General features: G+C 36.3%; 15 protein-coding genes. 14 read left to right on the forward strand and 1 reads right to left on the reverse strand.

The genetic code is table 11. The features are described 5' to 3' along the window. The first annotated feature begins 43 nt into the window (after positions 1–43). From CBF35_RS05490 to CBF35_RS05500, 3 genes are all read left to right on the forward strand, one after another. A complete protein-coding gene (locus CBF35_RS05490) occupies positions 44–1,003 on the forward strand; it encodes a siderophore ABC transporter substrate-binding protein (protein WP_126778967.1) in 960 nt (319 codons plus the stop codon). 120 nt (positions 1,004–1,123) lie between these two features. After that, positions 1,124–1,714: a GNAT family N-acetyltransferase gene (locus CBF35_RS05495; protein WP_126778968.1), complete on the forward strand. Its 591-nt coding sequence runs from the start codon at positions 1,124–1,126 to the stop codon at positions 1,712–1,714. After that, positions 1,707–2,318 carry a DUF1054 domain-containing protein gene (locus tag CBF35_RS05500; protein WP_126779001.1) on the forward strand — a complete coding sequence of 204 codons (612 nt, stop codon included), beginning with the start codon at positions 1,707–1,709 and terminating at the stop codon, positions 2,316–2,318. The genes CBF35_RS05495 and CBF35_RS05500 overlap by 8 nt, the downstream gene beginning before the upstream one ends. A gap of 116 nt (positions 2,319–2,434) precedes the next feature. Here the strand turns inward: CBF35_RS05500 and CBF35_RS05505 are convergent, their stop codons facing one another. Next, complete coding sequence (locus CBF35_RS05505; protein ID WP_126778969.1) at positions 2,435–3,463, reverse strand: hypothetical protein; 1,029 nt, start codon at positions 3,461–3,463, stop codon at positions 2,435–2,437. A 303-nt stretch (positions 3,464–3,766) separates the two neighbouring features. Between CBF35_RS05505 and CBF35_RS05510 the strand changes: the two genes are divergently transcribed. The 11 genes from CBF35_RS05510 (at position 3,767) to CBF35_RS05560 (ending at position 15,321) form a co-directional block, all read left to right on the forward strand. Continuing rightward, positions 3,767–4,303 carry a sigma-70 RNA polymerase sigma factor region 4 domain-containing protein gene (locus CBF35_RS05510; RefSeq protein WP_126778970.1) on the forward strand — a complete coding sequence of 179 codons (537 nt, stop codon included), beginning with the start codon at positions 3,767–3,769 and terminating at the stop codon, positions 4,301–4,303. Positions 4,304–4,352: 49 nt separating this feature from the next. Beyond that, entirely contained in the window at positions 4,353–7,469 is a 3,117-nt protein-coding gene (locus CBF35_RS05515) for a pectate lyase-like adhesive domain-containing protein (RefSeq protein WP_126778971.1), read from the forward strand. A gap of 31 nt (positions 7,470–7,500) precedes the next feature. Continuing rightward, on the forward strand, positions 7,501–7,803 hold the full coding sequence (locus tag CBF35_RS05520; protein WP_126778972.1) for an LPXTG cell wall anchor domain-containing protein: 303 nt from the start codon (positions 7,501–7,503) through the stop codon (positions 7,801–7,803). Further along, positions 7,796–8,602: a WxL domain-containing protein gene (locus tag CBF35_RS05525; RefSeq protein ID WP_126778973.1), complete on the forward strand. Its 807-nt coding sequence runs from the start codon at positions 7,796–7,798 to the stop codon at positions 8,600–8,602. Before CBF35_RS05520 ends, CBF35_RS05525 begins: the two co-directional genes overlap by 8 nt. A 111-nt stretch (positions 8,603–8,713) precedes the next feature. After that, positions 8,714–9,532, forward strand: a complete 819-nt coding sequence (locus tag CBF35_RS05530; protein ID WP_126778974.1) for a WxL domain-containing protein — start codon at positions 8,714–8,716, stop codon at positions 9,530–9,532. 86 nt (positions 9,533–9,618) lie between these two features. Next, positions 9,619–10,674 (forward strand): WxLIP family cell surface protein, encoded by a 1,056-nt coding sequence (locus CBF35_RS05535; RefSeq protein ID WP_126778975.1) that lies wholly within the window; start codon positions 9,619–9,621, stop codon positions 10,672–10,674. 29 nt (positions 10,675–10,703) lie between these two features. Then, complete coding sequence (locus CBF35_RS05540; RefSeq protein WP_126778976.1) at positions 10,704–11,375, forward strand: hypothetical protein; 672 nt, start codon at positions 10,704–10,706, stop codon at positions 11,373–11,375. A 17-nt stretch (positions 11,376–11,392) separates the two neighbouring features. Continuing rightward, positions 11,393–12,013 (forward strand): signal peptidase I, encoded by a 621-nt coding sequence (gene lepB / locus CBF35_RS05545; RefSeq protein ID WP_126778977.1) that lies wholly within the window; start codon positions 11,393–11,395, stop codon positions 12,011–12,013. Between the two features lie 36 nt (positions 12,014–12,049). After that, complete coding sequence (locus tag CBF35_RS05550) at positions 12,050–13,072, forward strand: DUF916 domain-containing protein (RefSeq protein ID WP_126778978.1); 1,023 nt, start codon at positions 12,050–12,052, stop codon at positions 13,070–13,072. A gap of 15 nt (positions 13,073–13,087) precedes the next feature. Then, positions 13,088–13,597 (forward strand): serine integrase family protein, encoded by a 510-nt coding sequence (locus CBF35_RS05555; protein WP_126778979.1) that lies wholly within the window; start codon positions 13,088–13,090, stop codon positions 13,595–13,597. Between the two features lie 263 nt (positions 13,598–13,860). Further along, positions 13,861–15,321 (forward strand): amidase, encoded by a 1,461-nt coding sequence (locus CBF35_RS05560; RefSeq protein ID WP_126778980.1) that lies wholly within the window; start codon positions 13,861–13,863, stop codon positions 15,319–15,321. The last annotated feature ends 2 nt before the right edge of the window (positions 15,322–15,323 follow it).

The raw sequence follows: 15,323 nt of genomic DNA on the forward strand, positions 1-15,323 counted from the left end.
AACACCTTAAAAAAGGGAAAACACAGAGAAAGAAGGAATAAGCATGAAAAAACAAAGCAAAACGCTTTTAAGCATAGTTGTAGTAGGGTTACTATTTTTAGGAGCCTGTGGCAAAAAAGCAACGACTGGAACGGCAGAATCGACGAAAGCGTCAGCAGAGGTTAGTCAAACAATCAAAGTAACAGACTCTCAAGGTGAAGTGGAAGTCCCTCTTAATCCTCAAAAAGTCGTTGTTTTCGATATGGGTTCATTAGATACTATCAAAGCTTTAGGCAAAGGCGACACTGTAATTGGAGCACCAACTAAAAACTTACCGAATTATTTAGCGGAATTTAAAGATGTTGAAGCGGCTGGTGGGATTAAAGAGCCGGATTTAGAAAAAATCAATCAATTAAAACCTGATTTGATAATTATTTCTGGTCGTCAAGAAGATTTCAAAGCCGACTTAGAAGCCATTGCCCCGACGATTTATTTAGCGGTAGATAGTGCAGACACTTGGAATTCAACAAAAACGAATATTACAACTCTAGGGAATATCTTTGAGGAAGCTGATTTAGCTCAAGAAAAGCTTGCTAGTATCGACAAACAAATTACGACTGTTAAAGAAAAAGCTGAAAAAAGTGGTTTAAAAACTTTAGTAACTTTAGTTAATGAAGGTCAATTATCAGCCTATGGCGAAGGGTCACGTTTTGGTATTATTCATGATACCTTTGGTTTTAGCCAAGCCGATGACAAAATTGAAGCTTCAACTCACGGTCAATCTGTTTCTTATGAATACGTCTTAGAACAAGACCCAGAAGTGATTTTTGTGATTGATCGGACGAAAGCCATTGGTGGGGATGATGAAAATAATAACGTAGTTAGCAATGAGTTAGTTGCGCAAACTAAAGCTGGTAAAAACGGCAAAGTAATCGCTCTAACCCCCGATGTTTGGTATTTATCTGGTGGCGGAATTGAATGTACTGAATTAATGTTAGCGGATGTTGAAAAAGCTTTGAACTAAATTTAGAGAGCAGGTTGGAACAATTGTTCCGATCTGCTTTTTTATACTCCAATTACTCTATCCCTATGGCCTTAAGATGTGCTATGATAATAGTTAAATAATTTCAAGGGGTGACGATCAATGACTGATAACTTAAATCGCCAACGGGTCTTGGCAGAGCACCAAGTAATCGAAACAGAGCGGCTAATTTTACGGCCTATAACATTAGCGGATGGGGCGGATATGTATGAGTATGCCTCAGATCCAGAGACGACTCAGTACGTCTTTGAAACCCATACGTCTTTAGAAAATACGTTAGATAATATTGCTAGTTATTTTTTAAGTCAGCCTTTAGGTAAGTATGCCATTGAGCTGAAAGCCACTCACAAAATGATCGGCACGATTGATATTCGCCTAGTTGACCTTCATCATCGAGGAGAAATTGGTTATACGATTAACAAAGCTTATTGGGGCCAAGGAATTACTACCGAGGCGAGTCAAGCCTTAGTTGACTTAGCTTTTGGACCATTACAATTAAAGCGCCTAGAAGCGATTCACGATGTTAAGAATCCAGCCTCTGGTCGGGTCATGGAGAAATTTGGCTTAAAACATGAAGGCACGGTTCCCCATTATCAATTATTTAAAGGTGCCATGATGAATGCTGTCAGTTACGGGATGACAGATGTAGATTATCAAAAAAGACAGGAGCAAATCAATGACAGTCATGTTTAATACAAAAGATTTTGAATGTTTCACAGTAGCTGGTTTAGACCAAAGAATGGCAGCCATTCGCCAAGAAATCCAACCGAAGTTTCAAGCGTTAGATGACTATTTTTCAGCAGAATTAGCCCCTCTATTAGGGGAAGAACTATTAGTTCATATTGCTCAACATCGCCGCCGGACAACGAATGCGCCAGATTTTACATGGTCAGCCATTGGTGGCAACAAACGAGGCTATAAGAAGTTCCCCCACTTTACTTTAGGAATCACAGGGGATTATATTGTCATGTGGCTATCATTCATTGATAATCCGCAAAATGAAAAAGTTATGGCCGAGGCCTTATTAGCAGAGCCAAGGTTGTTCGCTAACTTGCCAAGGGATTTTAAAATAAACTTAGATCATACTCAAAATAATTATCAAGCCTTAGGTGAGGCTGATTTAACAGCAGCATTAACCCGTTGGCGAGATGTTAAAAAAGGGGAATTCCAAATTGGCCGAATTATTGAGGCTAATAGTGAGTTGCTAAAAGATCCGCTAGTTGCCCGGGAATACATGTTAGAAACGTACCGTCTATTAGTGCCGATTTACCAGAAAACTCGTCGCTTATCAGAATAAGGGAAATATGGGTAACAAAGTAATCAGAACGTATAACAAGCAAACTAAAAAACGATTTTAAGAGAATCCTGAAAAGGATATCTGTTAGAATCGTTTTTTTGTTTATAAAGAGAAATTTATTTAGATGTACTATTAGTAAAGCTATTATTTGGAGAAGAGTTATCACGATGATCGTTGTCAAGAACTGTAATTATCAACGAACGAATACTTTTAGCATAGTCGGGGTTAGCGAATTCCATTAAAAATTGTGAATAGCTATTAATTTCTAAATAACTGTCATAATTTTTGTTTAAATAGAAGTCTAAAATAAGCTCAAAAATTTTCATACCAATTTTTATGTCGGTATCTTTAAACGACTGAGGTAACAGGTTAAAAAAAGCGATTTGCGACTGACCGTGTTCGTAAAATTTATTATGAATGCAATATTGAACGTAATTTGAAAGAATAGTTAAGTAACAGTAACGCTTAGCCTGGCTCATCCAGAGAAGTTCAGATTCGTCTTTATCTGTGAGCTCACTCAAAAAATAATGATCAATTTGTTGAAAAGTTTCTATAGGAAGGTCCAGATTAATAAACAAATTGTTAAAGACTTGCAAATCACTAATGGTAGTTATTGCTGTGCCGTTTTTTTTGCGATTCCAATAATATTCTTCAATTTCTAAAATTTGTTTTTCATCAATTGGCCGAAGTTGTGTTTTTAAAGTATGAAAGTCAATTCTCGGAAATTTATGAAAAATTTCAGTTGAAAAATAATTATTATATAAAACATAAATATTTAAATATTTAGGGTTTTTGAACTTCAATTCTGAAAAATGACTAAAATCTTCTAGTAATTTAAGTAGTTCTTGCTCTTTTTCTTTGTTATCAGTACGTTCAATCGTATTAGCGTAGTTTATCATTTCAATTGATCGGAGTCTAAATAAATCAGTTTCCGCCTTAGCGTTAATCAATAAGTTAATTTGGTTCTCATGGTAAATTTCATCAGGAGACATACCGTAATGGTCGGCAATATCAAAAATGAATTTGAGCGGTGCGTCCATGAGATTGTTCGAAAATTTATCATAAGTTCTGACATTACAGATATCTTTAGTGATGTAGCTTTTGGAAAAACCAAAGTGTTTTCTAAGTTGTTCTAAAAAATTCATAATGTGAACTCCCTTCGTATTTGAACTAAGATTACCATGAAAACCATGAAAAACATAAAGATATGTTTCTTTAATGAATGAATAAAATGATGTAATAAATACAAAAAAAGCAGCTTAAATAACAAAAAAAGTCTTGTATTTCAAAAAAACAGGAAAAGGTTGTGTAAAAAATACAAGATGAATATGAACGAATTTGAAAACAGAAAAACATTATAGTAAATTGATAAGCGTAGTAGTTGTTCAATAATATTGATAAACAGCAATAATTAAACAACGTACAAAAAGGATTTAGGAGACGCTTAGATGAAAAAAGTGTTATACATAAAAAATAATTACCCAGTTCCTACATCAGAGCAATGGAAATTACTAGAAATGATGGATTGTGACGAAGTGTTTGTTGAAGGGATTGATATTGGTTATCCCATACAATTAGAACATGCATTAAAAAACTTAACAAATAAGGATGTCTTGCTTGTATATAGTTTGAAAGTATTATTAAATTTGTCAAATCCTGAAAGTTGGTTTGAAAAAATGTCAAACAAAGGCATTAGATTAATTAGTGTTGTAGAAAAATTCGATTTAAAAAAAGAGCCGACTTTTTATATTAGGTATTTGTCTATTTCAAAAATTATCAATGAAATTTCCACTGAAAGAAGCGAGGACACCGGAAGAGCCAGCAGCATAGACAAGCAAAAAATTGGCCGACCAAATATTTCACCAAAAAAAATTAATATGATTCGTCATTTATCTTTAAAAGAAAGAATGAGTTATCGCCAAATTTCAAAAGCTTGTGACGTCTCTTTAGGTACTGTTTCAAAGTATTTAAATAATATTGAATGAAGATGCTAATCCGAAATAAACTTACTATCTAAATGCTAGGAGAGATTATGTGAAAACAACAACAAAATTAACAGCTGTTAGTCTAACGACGCTTTTACTTGTATTACTTATAAGTAAAGGAAGTTTAAGAATTAATGGAGCAGAAACTAAAGAAGCGACAATCGAAACAAGGGAAGAAGTAGAAGTGTCTGAACAATCAAGTATTCAGCAAGTAGCAGAGTTGATAAGTGAAGATGGGATACTTAATGATCTACCAATAAAGGAAGAAGAACGATCTACTTACGCGAGTGCTAAATATCTAGAGTACTCAGATCTGCATAATGTTAACTATGATGAAAACAGTGACGTTCCGATGTTTCGTGATTTGGACATTATTGAAACTTCAGATAACACAGTCACGGTAACTACTTATAATCAAATGAGGGATGCAATTCTCGATGTGAATATTAGTTATATTTACATGGGTGCGGATATTAAATTAGCAGCTGGCGGTGTTAAAATACCTTACGCTAAAAAATATTTGCGGATTTCCGGAAAAGATCCCGTCACTGGTGAAATTCATACTTTAGAAGAAGCAACATCAAGTACGACTAGCACAACAGCTAATATTCACGTTTCAAATACAACAAGTCAAAAGGAACCGACTAGTTACGGTTTAGAAGACGTCAATTTGAATGCCCACAACTATTACGGCACGATAAATGTTAATGATAATTCTTATTATGTCCATTTGATCCAAACGAATGTGAACTATGACGGGCCTCAGCCTACTCATAATTTAAATGGGACTAATGACTATCATAATTACAAAGCTGATATTTACCAAGGTAAACCAAATACTGCACAGGGGCAAGAGTTAGCAGAAGCGCATTTTATTAATATTTTTGGCAATTTTGAATTGTATCATGACGGAGCTCACAGTATTGCTTGGTTTGGTTATGGAAATAACGTTAAAGGAGTTCCAGGACATTTTAAAATAAAAGAAGACGCCGTGGTGAAAATCAGATCAACAGGCCGTTCATTCTTCTATTTTGAACGAACCGATTCTTATTTTACGGTTGAAAAGAATGCCTTTGTCGACATTGAAGCTGGTGGTGGACTTGTGCGTCAAGATATCGCAAGTAGTGGAACCTCAATCAAGGATCTAATCGTAGGGGAAAACGCCGAATTAAAAATCACTCGAACGAAATCTAAAAATGCAGCAGACAATAGGTTGCCAACCTTAAGTTTAAGTGGTGATATTTCGGTGTCTCCAGGGGCTCGCTTATATATGAACAATGAATCAGATAGTTCTGGTTCGGCGGACCAATTTATTACTTTTAGAAGCTCCTCTGCGCAGTTAGATATTAATCAAGCCAAAAGTATTCTCTTCTATAATCCTAAAGGTAAGATTTTGAATGGGGCAGCTAATAATAATGTGGGACACTTTAACTCAGAAGTTGAAAGTATGAGCCTGTGGGAATCACTGCCAACTAGCCAATTTATTTTAACCCCAGATAATATTTTTAGTTTTCCTGACAAATCCAACATCAGCTTTAATGCGGATGTTAAAAGGATTTCAACCTCTAATCATCAAACAACAATCTTATCAGCAAACCCATTAGAGATTACTAGCCAAGTTTTAGATTTCAATAAACTCAAAGTTATTTCTATGGGGGTTGTTCCTAGTTTACAAGTAGATGAGATAACGGATATGGCTTCAGAAATAACTGGAAAGGCGACTGAAGATGGCACAGTTGTTGCGACTTATAATGACGGTGAAGGTGAAAAGAAATTAACGGCCTTAGTAGCACCTAATGGTCAGTATGTCATTGATATTCCTGAGCGAGCAAGTGGTGGAAAATACATTAAACCTTACACACAAGTTCAAATGGAAATTTTCTATGATTATAGAACAGCACCAATCCAAACATATGAAGTGAAAGATGTGACGCCACCAGAGGCGGAGCCAGTTCGAACGATTATTGAAAAAGATACAGCAGCAATTGATTTTCCAGAAGCGAGTAAGCTAGTTACGAAGGTGTGGGATAAATCTTTTGAAACGAGTCAGCCTAAATTAACGATCGATTATCACACAGCAGAATTACCAGATTTAACCGTAGTTGGCCCAGTGTTGCCCCAGTTTGAAGTAGCAGTTACTGACGAAGGGAAAAATCAGTTAATTGTCAAAGTACCAATCTTTATTAAAGATGAATTCACTAAAATTAGTAAAGAGAAAGAGTACGCGTTAAGAGGAAAAGATATCGTTGTTAAAACAATCGACTATCCTAAAACTAATGCAGAGTTAATTAACTACATCCAAAAGCATGCAGAATTACAAGGTTGGCTGATTGATAGCGGTGCAGAGATAGAAACCTCGGCAATTAAAATTGAGCAAGGCACATTGCCGCAACCAGATGAACTCACGAGTCTCGTGGACGTAGGTGAGCATACAGTTACGTTTAGTTACGCACAAGATAATGTGCTATTAACGAGAGAAATCAATTTTAAGATCATTCCTAGTACAGCTAAACTAACTATTCAATTTTTAGATGAAGAGAAAAGTGAAATTGCACCAAAAATCACTAAAGATATCGATATAGGCTCTCTGGTTGATTTGTCTCTTGATCAAGAAATCAAAAATACAATCAAATTATTAGAAGATAAAAAATATCGATTAATCCAAAGGCCAGAGAAAGAAACTGAGATTGAAATATTGGCAGAAGGAACAGTTGTTGCTTATCAATTTGCAGGAACGATTCGCTTAACTTCAGCACCAACAGGGATTGATTTTGGGAAAGTCTCAATTACTGACTTTCAAAAAAAGATTGGTGTCGACGAAACGAACATGTTAACACCGTTAGTTGTAGAAGATAATCGTAAGTCTAAATCTAAGTGGGATGTGACAGCTCAAGTTGAGAAGGAAATGACTAATGGTGACGATGTTCAAATTGGGGCTTTAAAATACATCGTGAACCAAAAAGAACTGACTTTAAATGGTAGTGTTCAAAGGATTTATTTTAATGACAGTAGTTCTGACGAAACGATCTTTAATATTTCAAACAGTTGGAGAAAAAACGACGTATCTGAAGGACTAAAATTAAAAATCGAATCTGACAGAGTACCAAAAACTACTGGTAGTTACGAAGGGATTATCAGATGGACGCTTCGAGACACAATCGAATAAATAAAAACGTGTTACGAAGGGAGAAGTCACGATGCCAAATATAAAAATTAAGCAAATATTACTAAAAGGGTTAGTTATTGTCGCAGTCTTACTGCCGTTAATGAATGTTAGTGCTAGCGAAGTTGGAGAAGCAGGGAATATTGGTGAAGTTGAATTCTACGAAGAGAGTCAACCTAAGCAGCCTTTTAAAAAAAAGGGGAAGCCATCGCCAAAGCCTATACTTAAATTGCCACAAACAAGTGAGCAGGGAATAAAAAAAACGGTGATTATTGGTGGAGTTATCTTAGTAGGTGTAGCTATAATTCTGAGAAGGAGGCATAAACAAGATGTTTAAAATAAACAAAAAATTATGTCTCAGCACAACGTGTCTACTGTTAATCGGTCTAGCTAATGAAGTTCAAGGGGCCGAAGAAGCTCAACAAATAAATAGCCGTGGAAGTATTAAGTATGAGCAAGGAGACTGGCAAACGAAACCTATTGACCCAGAAAAGCCAGGAAACATCGTTGTGCCTGGGGGAAGCATCGTTAAAACTGAAGGCCCTTTGAGATTAGATTTTGTGCCGAAAATGAGTTTTGGAGCGCAAGTGATTTCAACTGAGGATCAATTATATTATGCTGACGCCCAGTTATTTAAAAGTGAGACTCCAGCTCGAGCGAATTATATTCAAGTGACAGATACCCGTGGAACGCTAGCAGGTTGGCAATTATCAGTTCGGCAAGAGCATCAGTTTACAAATGATAAGACTAAAAATAAAGAATTAAAGGGCTCAATTCTATCTTTTGATAAACAATGGGCAAATTCGAGCTTCAGTCAACAATACAAACCAACGATTGTCAAAGATGCGATTAAAATTGAGGAAATTGGTGCGACCTATCCTATAGCCATTGCCGATAAAGGCCAAGGAATGGGAACGTGGACCATTGAGTTTGGCTCATCAGGTTCCGTCGAAGGGATTGAAAATACGTTATCGCAAGTTAAAAATCCAGAAGGTAAGCCAGTCACAGATGCAAGGGTTGGCAATAAACCAATGTATAAAAATCAGGCGATTTCGCTATTTGTACCAGGGAAAACCTTAAAAGACCCAGTTAAGTATACAACAATGTTGACATGGACAATTGCAGAGTTGAATTAAAAGTAGTGAAAACTTGTTCGAGCCGGGAATAACGTTAAAAGGGCCGGAAAAAAATTATGTTGATTTAGTTATTGACTAAATTGACAAAAAAACTATAGGAGGAATTTCATTATGAAATTACAAAAATTTACATCAGCAGTACTATTAAGTGCGTTAGTATTAGGGGTAACAGCTCCAGCGGCTTTTGCAGCAGAGGAAGCTTTATCAATTCCTGGTAAGGCGACAATCCAGTATACAGAAAACGACGAGAGTGATGATAAAGGAACGGGTAACGTAACTGATCCAGAAAATCCAGATAAAAAAGTCGAAGTTGATGAAGATAATGGTAGTAATAACAATGATAAAAAAGGCACGTTACGTGTTGATTTCTTATCTAATTTAAAATTTGGCGAAACTAAAATTACAACTTCAGCAGGCGAGTATTATGCCACTCCAACTGTTGCAACAACTGTAAATAGTGACGGTTCTGAAGGCGTTAAGGTAGATCGTGGTAACTTTATTAACGTAACTGACCAACGAGCTGATGGTACACCAAAAGGCTGGAAATTATCGGCAGAAGTAACAAAAGCATTTTCAAACGGCACAGTTGCCTTAGATGGAGCAGAATTAACTTACACATTACCTTACGTAAGTTCAACTCAAAAAGCAGTAAATTTCCCAACAGCAGTTCCAACAGCAACATTATCAGCGACAAGTGGTTCAACAGTAATGGCAACAGCTGATGCTGGTAAAGGTTGGGGAGCGTACTCAATCGAATACGGACGTCCTTCATTAGATGCTGACGGCAAAGTAGTCGAAGATGGATCTGGTGTGACACCTGCAACAATGGCAGAAGCAGTAAAATTAAATGTTCCTGCTAATACACCGTTAGATATTACTTCAGCATATGTGGCAGAAATTACTTGGACAATTGCTGAATTAACAGAATAATAGGCTGACTATTAATTATTAATGACTAATGATTGCGCTAAAAGAGCTTCTTTTAGCGCTTTTATTTTAATGAAAAGGAGAAAAGTATGAAAGATATATATAGATACGGAAGTAAACTGTTTTTTTTAGTCTTGATTAGCTGTTTATTTTCAATCAAAGGTTTTGCAGATGAGACATCAGAACTGATGAAACAAGTTGGTTTTTCTTATAAAATAAACCACCCAAGCAATCAGATTGGTGGACCAGGAGCTTTAAATCTAATGATGAAGTCAGGTCAAGAGCAGACGGTGAACGTTACAATTAAAAATACAAGCAATCAAGATATCACTATCTTACTATCACTGAATGGTGCGAGAACTAATGGGAATGGCGGTTTAGAATATGGACCAAATCGTTTTAAGGCCGATGCTAGCATGGCTTATGACTTACCTGATCTCGTCGAAATACCTAGCGAACTAAAAATTCCTAAAAATAATAGCCAAGATCTAGAGTTAAAAATCAAGATGCCAAAAGTGGGGTATAAAGGAATCGTGACAGGCGGTATCCAGATGATTGAAAAAGAAAGTGGTGACGTTGCGACATCAGAAACGATGATTGTTAATAAAGTAGCGTATTTATTTGGGATTACCTTACAAACAGAAGAAACAAAACTAAAACCAGCCTTAGAATTGCAGAAGGTTTATCCAGAACAAGCTAATTTTAGAAATGCAATTTACCTAGATGTGGCTAACACCCAAGCGATGAAAGTTAAAGGGTTAATGTTAGATGTTGAGATTACAAAAGCAGGTCAAACAGAAGTACTTTATGAAAGTAAAAAGAACAGTATGGAGATGGCTCCGAATACACTGATGTCCTACCCGATTAGTTTTGGTGGCGAAAAAATGGTGTCTGGCAAGTATACTGCGCATGTCTTAGCAAGTGCTCATGAAAAAGAATGGCAATGGGAGCAAGATTTTACGATTACTAAAGAGCAAGCTGATTTATTTAATCAAAAAGACGTTAATTTAGTTCAAGAACGTGGATTAGATTGGCAACTAATAGTGATAATTGTTGTTAGTGTCGTGTTCGTAATAACGGGTATTTACGTTATCCGAAGACTTAGTAAGAAGAAAAAAAAGAGTCGGAAACGCAAAAAAAAATAACTAATGGCTAGAAAAGAAAGGTGTTAAAAATGACACTAATAGAATGGGTTATTTTAACCTCGGTAGCTGGCGCAATTGTGTCCCTTATTATGACAATTGTAGGAATTATCGGCCTCGTTCGCACGAAAAAAAAATTAACTAAAATAAAAGCAAGCAAGCCGCAAACTCGTAAAGCTAAGGGCGCATGGCGCAGACAAATTAAAAAAAATAAAGATTCTGTGGATAATTTTAAAAGAACGATAATCATTTGTTTACTGTCAATGATTTTAGTCAGTTCAGTAGGTGGCTATATCTATTATTATCAGATGACTAATTTAACTAAAGTTGATACAGATAATATTGTTAGTGGTTATTATTTGCTAGATCAAATTGAAGAACAGTTAGCGTTAGCGACTAAAGAAGAGGCTGATTCAGAGCAAGTAAAAAATAATATTCATACGATAGCGATCAGAATTGCAAGCTTCTCAGCAAAAAAAGGAAATGATCGTGGGTCACGAGAAGGTCAACAGTTGTTAAATAGATATTACGCCAAAGTTGGTCAATTTGGGATTAATCTATCATCTCAAAGTTATCAAGAATTGGTTGAAAAACCAAGTACTCAAACAGCTTATCTTGAAGATATTAAAGGCATACTAGAGACACAAAAGAAACTATTAGATTTTTATACTATTGATGAAGCGTCTTTAAGGGAGAAAAAATAAAGGGAGAGGACTAAATAATGACTGTCGAAGGGCAAAAGAAAAGGAAGCGAAAGAAACGCTCAAGGGCAGCTAGTTATCAAAAAAAACAAAAAAACTTAAAGTTAACGCCGATTGACAAACATCTGAAAAATTTGCAACTATGGCTGCTGTCATTCAGTGTGTTAGTGGTGATAGTAACTGTTTCAATCTTGCTGACAACGTCATTTGGCAAGATGAGTGGTTATTCAATGTTACCGCTGATTGAAGATGGGGATGTTTTTACAGTAAATAAGGATGTCCAGGTTAAACGATTCGATATTGTTTATTTAACGCCACCGAATAAAAAAACAGAAAAATCCATCAGACGCATTATTGGCATGCCAGGAGATGAACTATTTTATAAAAATGATGAATTGTTTATTAACCAAGAAGGTAAACCTGAGCGTTATTTGAATGATAAAAAGAATCAGCTCGTTGGAGGGATTTTAACACCGGACTTTTCTCTAGCTAGTTTAAGCGGACAGCACAAAGTACCAGCTGATAGTTACTTCGTTATGGGGGATAACAGACAAAGTTCCGCAGATAGTCGTGATTATGGTTTTGTAGGAAGTAATCAAATTATTGGTAAAGTTGAAAGTAAAATTTTTCCGTTTAATTAATGTGAAAGCGACGAATGAAAAGGTAGGTCAAAGGTAATGAAAAATAAGTATTTCAAAAAAAATATAGTCAGAATGACTTTAATAATCAGTCTTTTATGGATTGGAGTTAGTTGTCCACAGAAAGTCTTAGGAGAGGAAAATGAAGGTGTAGGCTTTTCTTATTACAATCATGCTCCTAAAAATCAAATTGCTGAAGGAGGGTATTTTGATTTGTTAGTAGAACCGGGCACAGAACAAACTTTAATAACTGAAATAAGTAATGAAAGTGCCGAAGAAATGACAGTCAAAATTAATATCAATGATGCAACGACCGCAGAAACCGGGATTATCGAATATGGGCCTAGTAGTTTGAAGGGACATAGTGAGCGGGAACATTCTTTAAGTGATATTTTAAATGGCCCTGAAGAAGTAACTCTTAAAAAAGGAGAAACTAAAAGAGTAGCATTTAAATTAACTGTTCCGACTAAACCCTTTAAAGGAGTCCTTTTAGGTGGAATTCAATTAGAAAAAAAGATGGCTAAACATGAAGGTAAAAATGCGTTATCGATTCAAAATAAATACGCCTATGTTTTTTCAGTGTCTTTACGAGAAGAAAAGGCAAAAAGCAAGATTGATTTGAGCTCAAGTGAAAGTCTCTTTGTTTTAACAAATGATGGAGGGCAAGTGAACGTCATGATCACTAACAATAGCCCAGAAATTATTAGTGAAATGAACCTTGCGGCTGCCGTGACTCGTAAAGGAAAGAAGGCGGTTCTAGTTGAAACAGCCTTAGAGAATGTTAAAATGGCCCCGATGTCAGTTATGGCATACCCAATTGATTTGGATCAGTTGGAGCCAGGTAAGTACTTGACGGAAACGACTGCTAAAATCGGAAAAAAAGAATGGCGATGGATTGAAGAGTTTGAAATAAAGAAAACAGAAAATAAAGTAGGCATTAAGAACCAAACAGTTAATCAAAGCTTAACTATTAAATTAGGCACAGTCATTGCAATCGTCCTTAGTTTAGTAGCAGGTACAATTGTATTATTTATAACAATCAAGCTTTACCAACAAAAATAGTATGGAGGTAAAAAAATGAAAATAGGCTTTACTGTTTTTGAAGAGCATATTGCCAAACTGAAAGAAAGCTGTGATAGAGTATGTTATGTCAAAATAAGAAATCAAACCTCTCAAACATTTTTAGCGTTCGTATTAGAAAATAAAGAACATCAATTAGTTATTAAGACACTCGAAGACGTTGGTCTGCAGTTGGTTCAGATGATACCAGCTTTAGAAGTGTTAAAAAAACAAAGGAAAGACATTTTTTTTTTAGAGCAAGGATTAACAAATCAGTTACCAAATGCAGTTTATAACGAGTTATTATTTGAGTACGCTCAAAGCGAAAAAAAGATTATGAGTCAACGAACAATTCATGGAATTAATGATGCAAAGAAGAAAGGCATAAAACATGGCAGGCCTAGAATTAACGAAGAAATCATAAAAAAAATTCAATCATTATCACGAAAACAAAACTGGAGTTATCGAGAAATTGCGATAATATGCGATGTTTCTTTAGCATCTGTACATAAATACGTAAATGAATAACAAGTGTAGTTACAATAAAAACTCGTCGCTTATCAGAATAAAGGAAAACTATTACAGGGCAGAAGGTGTGACTAAAGTCAGGCCTTTTTTTGTTTTTAAACAATATTGTTTTTAAAAGAACCTTAAGAAAGGTTGATATAGCGGTTTTTTCAAGAGAGGAGAGTTCTACAATAAAGCTAAATTACTAAAATAAGGTGACTTAATAGTGCTTCCAAAGCTAGAGTGCTATACTCTTTTTGTTAAAGAATAAGGAGGGGAAGTAAATGCTTAAAGATGGCACTTATTGGGCAGAGCAAATTCGCCTAGGAGTCATAACGAGCCAAGAACTATTATTAGAAATTAATCAGCGCGTGATTGCTGCTAATCCAGATTTAAATGCAGTAGTCGCAAGTGACTTAGAGAAGGCCCAAGAGCAATTAGCTAGTGGGGGAAACCAAGAAATCGGTCCGTTTAGTGGGGTACCGATTCCCTTAAAGATGTTAGGGCAAGGGAAAGCCGGGCTAATCGCTAGTTCAGCCTCGCCATTGTTTGCTAATCATTTAGCCGAAAAGACGGATAATTTTGTCTTACAGTTAGAAAAGGCTGGTTTCATTCCTTTTGGTCAAACTAATGCCCCAGAATTTGGCTTTAAAAATATCACGGACCCGAAACTGTACGGCGTGACTAAAAATGTTTGGAATCCGGACTATCATGCAGGGGGTTCTAGTGGTGGTGCAGTTTCCGCCTTAGCTAGTGGCATGTATCCAATTGTCGCTGCCAGTGACGGTGGTGGCTCGATTCGAATTCCTGCTAGTTTTTCTGGAGTGATTGGTTTAAAACCAAGTCGTGGCAGTATGCCGACTGGGCCAGATGGTTGGCGAGGCTGGCAAGGTGCCTCGATTAACTTCGGTTTAACGATTTCAATGCGGGATACGGAAAGTTTATTTAATAGTTTAAGGAGTAATCACAAGGCAGCCCCTTACCAAAATGTCAGCCAGGAGCATTCACAGCCGATGCCTGAAAAACTACGAATTGCTGCCTGTTTAGCTTCACCAGTAAATAATCCGGTTTCTATAGAGGCTCAAACTGCTTACCGTGAGGCTATCGACTTTTTGATTGCCCAAGGTCATCAAGTGACGGAAATTCCTTACCCTGTTGATGGGTTAGAGTTGATTACTAGTTACTACGAAATGAATGGTGCTGAGACAGTCGCAATGATGGATGGGATTGAAGCTAGCCTAGGCCGTTCCTTAGTCAAAAGTGACATGGAGCCGATGACTTGGGCGATTTATAATTATGGCAAAAAACTTTCCGCTGGGGAGTATGTCCACTCTTTAGCTAAATGGGACCAAGCGGCTTTTGTGATGGAAACACTGTTTGAAGATTACGAACTCTTTTTATCACCAACTGCCACAGATACAGCCCCTAAGATCAGCACTGATTTACAAAGTGATGAGATTCGCCAAGAATTAGAGATTAGTGAAAGTTTAAGTAAGTCAGAGTTGAAAAAACTAGTCTACGACATGTTTGAAAAAAGTTTAGCCATTACCCCCTATACCCAATTAGCTAATTTGACGGGACAACCAGCCATAAGTTTACCGACTTATGTGGCCCCAAATGGTTTGCCAATCGGGATTCAATTTATGGCCTCTAAAGGTCGGGAAGACTTATTGTTTAAGATTGGCAAGGAATTTGAAGAAAAACAACAGTTTAAATTACCAAAATATTATAGAGAGCAGGGTTAGGA

The sequence above is a fragment of the Vagococcus salmoninarum genome (genome assembly GCF_003987495.1).
In the GTDB taxonomy this organism is placed as follows: Bacteria; Bacillota; Bacilli; order Lactobacillales; family Vagococcaceae; genus Vagococcus_D; species Vagococcus_D salmoninarum.

Coding starts and splice junctions, on each gene's coding strand:
- CBF35_RS05490 (WP_126778967.1), top strand. CDS start 44: ATGAAAAAACAAAGCAAAACGCTTTTAAGCATAGTTGTAGTAGGGTTA.
- CBF35_RS05495 (WP_126778968.1), top strand. CDS start 1,124: ATGACTGATAACTTAAATCGCCAACGGGTCTTGGCAGAGCACCAAGTA.
- CBF35_RS05500 (WP_126779001.1), top strand. CDS start 1,707: ATGTTTAATACAAAAGATTTTGAATGTTTCACAGTAGCTGGTTTAGAC.
- CBF35_RS05505 (WP_126778969.1), bottom strand. CDS start 3,463: ATGAATTTTTTAGAACAACTTAGAAAACACTTTGGTTTTTCCAAAAGC.
- CBF35_RS05510 (WP_126778970.1), top strand. CDS start 3,767: ATGAAAAAAGTGTTATACATAAAAAATAATTACCCAGTTCCTACATCA.
- CBF35_RS05520 (WP_126778972.1), top strand. CDS start 7,501: ATGCCAAATATAAAAATTAAGCAAATATTACTAAAAGGGTTAGTTATT.
- CBF35_RS05525 (WP_126778973.1), top strand. CDS start 7,796: ATGTTTAAAATAAACAAAAAATTATGTCTCAGCACAACGTGTCTACTG.
- CBF35_RS05530 (WP_126778974.1), top strand. CDS start 8,714: ATGAAATTACAAAAATTTACATCAGCAGTACTATTAAGTGCGTTAGTA.
- CBF35_RS05535 (WP_126778975.1), top strand. CDS start 9,619: ATGAAAGATATATATAGATACGGAAGTAAACTGTTTTTTTTAGTCTTG.
- CBF35_RS05540 (WP_126778976.1), top strand. CDS start 10,704: ATGACACTAATAGAATGGGTTATTTTAACCTCGGTAGCTGGCGCAATT.
- lepB (WP_126778977.1), top strand. CDS start 11,393: ATGACTGTCGAAGGGCAAAAGAAAAGGAAGCGAAAGAAACGCTCAAGG.
- CBF35_RS05550 (WP_126778978.1), top strand. CDS start 12,050: ATGAAAAATAAGTATTTCAAAAAAAATATAGTCAGAATGACTTTAATA.
- CBF35_RS05555 (WP_126778979.1), top strand. CDS start 13,088: ATGAAAATAGGCTTTACTGTTTTTGAAGAGCATATTGCCAAACTGAAA.
- CBF35_RS05560 (WP_126778980.1), top strand. CDS start 13,861: ATGCTTAAAGATGGCACTTATTGGGCAGAGCAAATTCGCCTAGGAGTC.